This is a genomic window from Empedobacter sp. UBA3239 (assembly GCF_002362875.1).
Lineage (GTDB): Bacteria > Bacteroidota > Bacteroidia > Flavobacteriales > Weeksellaceae > Empedobacter > Empedobacter falsenii_B.
The window spans coordinates 20,179-27,764 of record NZ_DEVJ01000088.1 but is presented as its reverse complement, the minus strand read 5'-3'; the positions used below and the strand labels follow the sequence as shown (position 1 = coordinate 27,764).

General features: G+C 33.4%; 7 protein-coding genes. 1 reads left to right on the top strand and 6 read right to left on the bottom strand.

All coding sequences use genetic code 11. The annotated features are described in order from the left end of the window. Positions 1-120 precede the first annotated feature (120 nt). The 4 genes from B4G36_RS13415 to atpD form a co-directional block, all read right to left on the bottom strand. The gene (locus tag B4G36_RS13415; RefSeq protein WP_291064318.1) at positions 121-1,128 is read right to left on the bottom strand and encodes a homoserine O-acetyltransferase family protein; all 1,008 of its coding nucleotides are present in this window, start codon (positions 1,126-1,128) and stop codon (positions 121-123) included. A gap of 29 nt (positions 1,129-1,157) precedes the next feature. Then, the gene (locus B4G36_RS13410) at positions 1,158-2,465 is read right to left on the bottom strand and encodes an O-acetylhomoserine aminocarboxypropyltransferase/cysteine synthase family protein (RefSeq protein ID WP_291064317.1); all 1,308 of its coding nucleotides are present in this window, start codon (positions 2,463-2,465) and stop codon (positions 1,158-1,160) included. A 447-nt stretch (positions 2,466-2,912) separates the two neighbouring features. Further along, positions 2,913-3,206: a F0F1 ATP synthase subunit epsilon gene (locus B4G36_RS13405; protein WP_291064316.1), complete on the bottom strand. Its 294-nt coding sequence runs from the start codon at positions 3,204-3,206 to the stop codon at positions 2,913-2,915. An 85-nt stretch (positions 3,207-3,291) separates the two neighbouring features. Continuing rightward, positions 3,292-4,800 carry a F0F1 ATP synthase subunit beta gene (atpD, locus tag B4G36_RS13400; RefSeq protein WP_114998651.1) on the bottom strand — a complete coding sequence of 503 codons (1,509 nt, stop codon included), beginning with the start codon at positions 4,798-4,800 and terminating at the stop codon, positions 3,292-3,294. A 188-nt stretch (positions 4,801-4,988) separates the two neighbouring features. On the opposite strand from atpD, the gene B4G36_RS13395 reads away from it, so the two are divergent. Then, the gene (locus B4G36_RS13395; RefSeq protein ID WP_291064315.1) at positions 4,989-5,918 is read left to right on the top strand and encodes a bifunctional riboflavin kinase/FAD synthetase; all 930 of its coding nucleotides are present in this window, start codon (positions 4,989-4,991) and stop codon (positions 5,916-5,918) included. Positions 5,919-5,954: 36 nt separating this feature from the next. Here B4G36_RS13395 and B4G36_RS13390 read toward each other — a convergent pair whose 3' ends face one another. Beyond that, complete coding sequence (locus B4G36_RS13390) at positions 5,955-6,992, bottom strand: hypothetical protein (protein WP_291064314.1); 1,038 nt, start codon at positions 6,990-6,992, stop codon at positions 5,955-5,957. Continuing rightward, on the bottom strand, positions 6,989-7,474 hold the full coding sequence (locus B4G36_RS13385) for an RNA polymerase sigma factor (RefSeq protein WP_291064313.1): 486 nt from the start codon (positions 7,472-7,474) through the stop codon (positions 6,989-6,991). Before B4G36_RS13385 ends, B4G36_RS13390 begins: the two co-directional genes overlap by 4 nt. Between the last annotated feature and the right edge of the window lie 112 nt (positions 7,475-7,586).

Sequence of the window (7,586 nt, the reverse complement as noted above, 5' to 3'; positions counted from 1 at the left end):
AAAAGCAAAATGGATACTTTATGGTTATCGACTCGGGGAAAATTCTACTTCGTAGAATCTATTTATAAATAAAAAAAGCTCGAATAAATCGAGCTTCAGATAATTATTCATTTCATAATATTATACGAGATGTTCCAAAATTGTATTTAATTCTTGTAATTCGACCAAGAAACCATCGTGTCCAAAAATAGAATCTATTTCGATAAATTTTGCATTTGGAATATGATTCGCTATAAATTTTTGTTCCTTTGGGGGAAATAAAATATCCGAAGAAATTCCAATCACTAAAGTATTCGAATAAATCTGAGCCAAAGATTTCTCTAAAGATTCTCTATTTCGAGCCAAGTTTTGTGAATCCATCGCTTTCGAAAGTGTCCAATAAGAATGTGCATTGAATCGATTTGCTAATTTTTCACCTTGATATTTTTGATAAGAAGACGCTTTGAAATCGTTGTAAACAGAATCCTCGTCTTTTTGCTTCTGTTCATATATAATATAGGTACGATAAGACAACATCGCAATTGTACGTGCTGCAATCAATCCATTTCTTCCTCCATTCTCAGTTTTATCGTTAAAAGTTGCATCTGCCTCGATAGCTAAACGCTGAGATTCGTTGAACGCAATTCCCCAAGGAGAATGTATTGCATTCGTCGCCAACAAAACTAAATTGTCCACTTTAACTTGATTCAGCAACGTAAATTCTAACGCTTGTTGACCACCGAGTGAACCACCAATTAATAAATGAATAGTCGAAATTCCTAAATGGTCTGCTAACAATTGATGCCCATTTGCCATATCTTTTATCGTAATTGTAGGAAAATCTCGATAATAAGGTGAATTTGTTTCAGGATTTGTAGACAACGGATTTGTTGTTCCGTAATTAGAACCAATCACATTGGCGCAAATAATAAAATGATCTTTTGGATTGAACAATTCATTTTCTCCAAAAAGACCAGCCCACCAATCGAAAACATCCGAATTTGCCGTTAAAGCATGACAAACCCAGATGATATTGTTTTTTTCGGGATTCAATGTTCCAGCTGTATGATAAGCAATGGTTAAATTTTCGAGAATTTGACCATTTTCTAATTGAAATGGTTTTGTATAATTATATTGATGAAAATTCACTGAATTAATTTATAGCTAAAATACTTTGTTTACTTAATTTTATCAAAAGCTTGTTGAAGATCATTTTTGATATCATCAATATATTCGATTCCGACAGAAAGACGCAATAATCCTGGAAAAACTCCAGCAGATTTTTGTTCATCATCGCTCAGTTGTTGATGAGTTGTTGCAGAAGGATGAATAATTAACGATTTTGCATCGCCAACATTTGCCAAATGACTAATAAATTCTAAACTATCAATAAATTGATTCGCTTTGTCTGCATCACCTTTAATTTGGAATGATAAAACAGCTCCGAAACCATTTTTCAAATATTTTTTTGCCAAATGATGAGTTGGAGAAGTAATTAATCCAGGATAATTCACTTTTTCAACTTGCGGATGAAGTTCTAACCAACGCGCAATTTCTAACGTATTGTCCAAATGTTTCTGAACTCTTAACGACAACGTTTCTAAACCTTGTAACAATAAAAAAGAATTGAACGGTGAAATTGCGGGACCAAAATCACGCAAACCTTCAACACGAGCACGAATAATAAACTGAATATTCCCAAAAGGACCATTCACTCCAAAAACATCGGAAAAAACTAAACCATGATAACCTTCTGATCGTTCAGAAAATTGTGGAAATTTACCATTTCCCCAATCATAATTTCCGCCATCCACGATAACTCCACCAATCGAAGTTCCATGTCCACCGATCCATTTTGTTGCAGATTCTACAACAACATTTGCTCCATGTTCTAAAGGTTTGAAAATATAACCGCCCGCACCAAATGTGTTATCCACAATAAATGGAATATTATGTTTCTTCGCAATTACAGCGATTGCTTCAAAATCTGGAACATTAAAACTCGGATTTCCTATCGTTTCTGCATAAATCGCTTTTGTATTTTCATCAATTAATGATTCAATTTTAGCTGGATCTTCATCTTCAGCAAAGCGAACATCAACACCTAAACGCTTAAAACCAACTTTGAATTGATTATATGTTCCGCCATAAAGATTAGAAGCTGAAACAAAATTATCTCCTGATTCTAAAATATTATTTAAAGCAATAAATTGTGCCGCTTGTCCCGATGAAACTGCTAATGCTGAAACACCTCCTTCCAGCGCAGCAATACGTTTTTCGAATACGTCGGTTGTTGGATTCTGAATTCTTGTGTAAATGTTACCAAATTCTTTCAAAGCAAATAAATTTGCTCCGTGTTCGGCATCATTAAATACATAAGAAGATGTTTGATAAATTGGAACAGCGCGAGAGCCTGTTGTTGGGTCTACTTCCTGACCTGCGTGTACTTGTAAAGTATCGAAATGTAATTGTTTTTCTGTTGACATAATAAAATTGTTTTGAATGTGACTACGATTAATAAATAGTAGGGTAGGTTAGTTAGCTGAAATTAGCAGCTGCACATTCGAATTTTACTATTGATACAATTATAGATGCTCTGAAGCAGGACACCGTGTCCAAAAGAATGTTTTTTAGAATTGTACTTCATCTTTAAAAATTATTCATTTCTAACTACATTTTGTAGTTTTATATTTGATGTGAAATTAGAATAATTTTCTGAATAATGAAATTTACATTTTGTTTTTAGAAAATAAATCTATAAACTTAATTTAAAAAGAATATTTATACCAAAAAGCTAAAAATATTTCTTTCGAAATCTATAAAAAGGATTTAAACAGAATAAAATTTGAAGTAAAAAAGAGAATATTAAGTAGAAAATATAAAAAAAGGAGATCAAAATTGATCTCCTTTTAAGTTTTATGATAAAAAAGTAATTAGTTTGCTAAAACGATTACTTTATTATTGCTCATTTCAATTGTTCCTCCTTTGATATCTAACAATAATGTAGATTCGTTTGATGGAGAAGTGTAAACTTTGCCAGATTGATTATCGAAATCTTCGAAAGTTTTTTTGTGAACTTTAATTTTAATTGTTCCTTCACCTAAAGTTGCAACGATAGGAGCGTGGTTATTTAATAACTGAAATTCACCATCTTTACCTGGTAAAGTAACAGCATCTACTTCTGCATCGAAAACTACGAATTCTGGCGTAATAATTTGTAAGTGCATAATCCTATTGTTTTTAAAAAAAAGAGTACTTAGCAACTTTCAAAAAGAAAAGAAACGTAAGCACTCTTTATATGGTTAAATTATATTATTTAGCTTCTGCTAACATTTTTTCTCCAGCTTCAATCGCTTCTTCGATTGTACCACGTAAGTTGAATGCAGCCTCAGGATATTGGTCAACTTCACCATCTAAGATCATGTTGAATCCTTTGATTGTATCTTTGATGTCTACTAAAACACCTGGGATACCTGTAAACTGTTCTGCAACGTGGAATGGTTGAGATAAGAAACGTTGGATACGACGTGCACGGTGTACAACTAATTTATCCTCTTCTGATAACTCTTCCATACCTAAAATCGCGATAATATCTTGTAAAGCATTGTAACGTTGTAAGATTTCTTTTACACGTTGTGCTGTTTCGTAATGTTCTTTACCAATAATTGCTGGTGATAAGATACGAGATGTAGAGTTCAATGGATCTACCGCTGGGTAAATACCTAATGAAGCAATTTTACGATCTAATACCGTTGTAGCATCTAAGTGCGCGAAAGTCGTAGCTGGCGCAGGGTCAGTTAAATCATCGGCAGGTACATATACCGCTTGTACAGAAGTAATAGATCCGTTTTTAGTAGATGTAATACGCTCTTGCATAGCACCCATTTCAGTTGCTAATGTTGGCTGATAACCTACGGCTGATGGCATACGTCCTAATAGGGCAGAAACCTCAGAACCTGCTTGTGTAAAACGGAAGATATTATCTACGAAGAATAATACGTCACGTCCTTGACCTTGTCCATCTCCATCACGGAAATATTCAGCTAATGTTAAACCTGTTAAAGCAACACGAGCACGTGCACCTGGAGGTTCATTCATTTGTCCGAAAACGAAAGCTGCTTTAGACTCTTTCATGTTTTCACTGTTTACTTTAGATAAATCCCAAGATCCACCTTCCATAGAGTGCATGAAATCTTCACCGTAATTAATTAATCCAGCTTCAATCATCTCACGCATTAAGTCATTACCTTCACGAGTACGCTCACCAACACCAGCGAATACAGATAAACCTCCGTGTCCTTTTGCGATGTTGTTCATCAACTCCTGAATTAATACTGTTTTACCTACTCCGGCACCACCAAATAAACCAATTTTACCACCTTTTACGTATGGCTCTACTAAGTCAATTACTTTAATACCTGTAAATAAAACTTCTGCAGATGTTGATAATTCTTCGAATTTTGGAGCTGGACGGTGAATAGGTAAACCATTTTCTTTGTCTAAATTCCCTAAACCATCAATAGCATCTCCAACTACATTAAATACACGTCCTTTGATGTTTTCTCCGATAGGAACCATAATTGGTTTTCCTAAAGCGATAACTTCTTGACCTCTTTGTAAACCATCAGAACTATCCATTGCGATACAACGTACAGTATCTTCACCGATGTGTTGCTCAACTTCAAGAATTAATGTTTCTTTTCCTTGACGAGGAACCTCTAATGCATCATAAATATTTGGAAGGCCTTCTGCGTTATCAAAAATAACGTCAATTACAGGTCCAATAACCTGTGCAATCTTACCTTTCTTTTGATTTGCCATTATATGAAATGATTTAGTTTATTTTATTTGGGTGCAAAGGTAAGTTAAAAACATTGTATAATTTATATACTTTTTAAGATTTTTGTCATAATATTTTGATTAGTAATCAGAATATTACAATCAAAGGAAATTAAAAATAGATTTGAAGTTCGATTTGAAAGCCTTAATTTTGTGCAAAATCATTTTTAGTGAACGTTTATCAATCCTTAGAAGAAATCAAACCAATCAAACGTCCTGTCCTTACTTTGGGCATGTTTGATGGTGTGCACATTGGACACCAATCTATTCTAAAACAACTCAATACAATTGCAAAAGAAATTGATGGAAAAAGTGTTTTGATTACTTTTAATCCACATCCTCGAATGGTTTTACAACCAAATTGTGATCTTAAATTTTTGAACACTTTAGAGGAAAAAGAAAATGTTTTGCGTCAATTTGGGTTAGAACATTTGATTATTCAAGCGTTTACAAAAGATTTTTCGCAAGTAACTTCTGTCGAATTTGTCAAGAATTTATTGGTTGATAAAATTAATATTGATACGCTAGTGATTGGCTACGATCATCATTTCGGGAAAAATAGAGAAGGAAATTTTGAACAATTACAAGTTCTTTCGAAAAAATATGGTTTCAATTTGATTCAATTGCAAGCTGTCGAAGAAAATGATGTGGCGGTGAGTTCTACAAAAATTAGAAATGCACTTATCGAAGGAAATATCGCGTATGCGAATAAAGCGTTGAACTATCAATATCCGCTTTCTGGAGAAGTTGTTCATGGTGACAAAATTGGTCGTACACTTGGTTTTCCTACCGCTAATTTACAAGTTGATCCCAATAAATTAATTCCAAAAGATGGCGTTTATGCCGTTGATGTTTTTGTGGATAATCAAAAATATTTAGGTTTATTAAGCATCGGATTTAGAGAAACGGTTACCAATTCTCGTGAACATCGAATAGAAGTGAATATTTTGGATTTTGATCGAGAAATTTATGGAGAAACAATTCGCCTTGAATTTTTAGGACATTTGCGAGATGAAAAGAAATTTGATTCGTTAGATGATTTAATCATCGCGATGAATCAAGACAAAGAAAATGCAATAAATTTATATGGAAATAATTAAAAAAAGGTTCGCTAAAAGCGAACCTTTTTTTAATCTCTATTTATTATAATATTTAAATATTTCTTTTTTATTTTTTTCCAAAACTCCCAAAAGCGTCGCATCAACCTTTGGTTCGTTTGTTGTTAAAACAATTTTATCATTTACTTTTTCGAATGTAATGACAAGATTATTGGTTGTACTTTCAAACGAAATTTTATTTTTTAATTTCTTTTGTAATTTAAAATTAGTACGTAAAATATCCGATTTTACTGTAAACTTTAAAGGTTTATAAACAATTGCAGATTTGTCAATTACAGATTTTTTTGGCGAAACTTCCATCACCGAAGCTGTTTCTAATGATGTATTCGCAGCACGTTCTTCTGCAACAACCGTCATTTTCATCACATCAGAAGTATCTTTTAATTTAGCATTTTGTCTACTTACACCATTTGCGACTACAACACCAGAAGCTTTCCCTGCTAACTTATCCGAAATAACTGAATCTTTTATAGAACCAAAATTTTGACTATTTGCTTTAGCATATTGACTTTCTTTTTCTATGGAATCTAAAACCTTAGAACGAACTTCCATCGCTTGCGGTGCTGATAAAGCAACCGGAGCATTTGGTGCAGACGCTTTAGATAATTGAGGAAAATATCCTTCATCATCAATTGTACCAGCAGAATGTCCTTCAATTACTTTATAAACAGGCTCTTTTGTAACTTTATCATTCTTTACTATTTCTAGAGGTTTTTCCAAATCTTTATCTTTCGATTCCAAAACCACTATTTCTTCTTGTTCAGCAGGCGATTGCTCGATAACTGGGACATTTGTTTTGACAATTTCAAGTGAATTTTCTCTATTTTCAGTATTAATATTCTCGATAAAAAGTACAAAGTAAGGAATCGCTATCAACGCAAAAACGGCAGCAGAAAACCATACACTCGAAACAAATTCGCGAATAGGTTTCTTCTTCTTTTCCTCCTTCTGCAAACCAGATTCAATACGTTTCCACACCAAATCACTCGGCTTTTCGCCGACAGTTTCGTTACTTCTTGATCGAAATAAATCTTCTATTGGATCGTTTGTGTTCACGATAAATTTGATTTTATATTTTCATTCTTACTTAACATATCCTTCAATTTCGTCTTCGCTAAATTAAGTTGCGATTTAGATGTTCCTTCTGTAATGCCCAAACTTTCGGCAATTTCTTTGTGCTTATATCCCTCAATAACGTAAAGGGTAAACACGAGACGACAGCCTTCGGGTAGATAATCGAGGAGTTTCATCACATCATCTTCTTCGATTTGTTGCGAAGCTTCTTGATTAGATGAAATAGAAGAGGAGTAATCGTCTACATTAAGGTGAAAAATTTTATTTTTCCGCAACTCCATCAAACATTCATTAATCATAATTCTTCGCATCCATCCTTCAAAACTTCCTTCGAACGAATAATTTTCAAGATTCTGAAAAATCTTCAAAAAACCTTTTACCAACGCATCTTCCGCTTGTTGTATATCGGTAAAATAACGTTTACAAACCGCAAAAAATCGCGCATCATATTTTTCGTAAAGCATCCGCTGTGCTTTCGAATCATTGTTGATACAAGCTTTTATGAGTTGTTTTTCGTCCAAAATACTTTTTCTTTCTCAGTGTTTAGATGCGAAAATTACGCTTATGGTTGCTTTG

What these genes read in the sequence shown, in the direction of transcription:
- B4G36_RS13405 (WP_291064316.1), bottom strand. Translation starts at nt 3,206, where the DNA reads ATGCACTTACAAATTATTACGCCAGAATTCGTAGTTTTCGATGCAGAA.
- atpD (WP_114998651.1), bottom strand. Translation starts at nt 4,800, where the DNA reads ATGGCAAATCAAAAGAAAGGTAAGATTGCACAGGTTATTGGACCTGTA.
- B4G36_RS13410 (WP_291064317.1), bottom strand. Translation starts at nt 2,465, where the DNA reads ATGTCAACAGAAAAACAATTACATTTCGATACTTTACAAGTACACGCA.
- B4G36_RS13385 (WP_291064313.1), bottom strand. Translation starts at nt 7,474, where the DNA reads ATGCTTTACGAAAAATATGATGCGCGATTTTTTGCGGTTTGTAAACGT.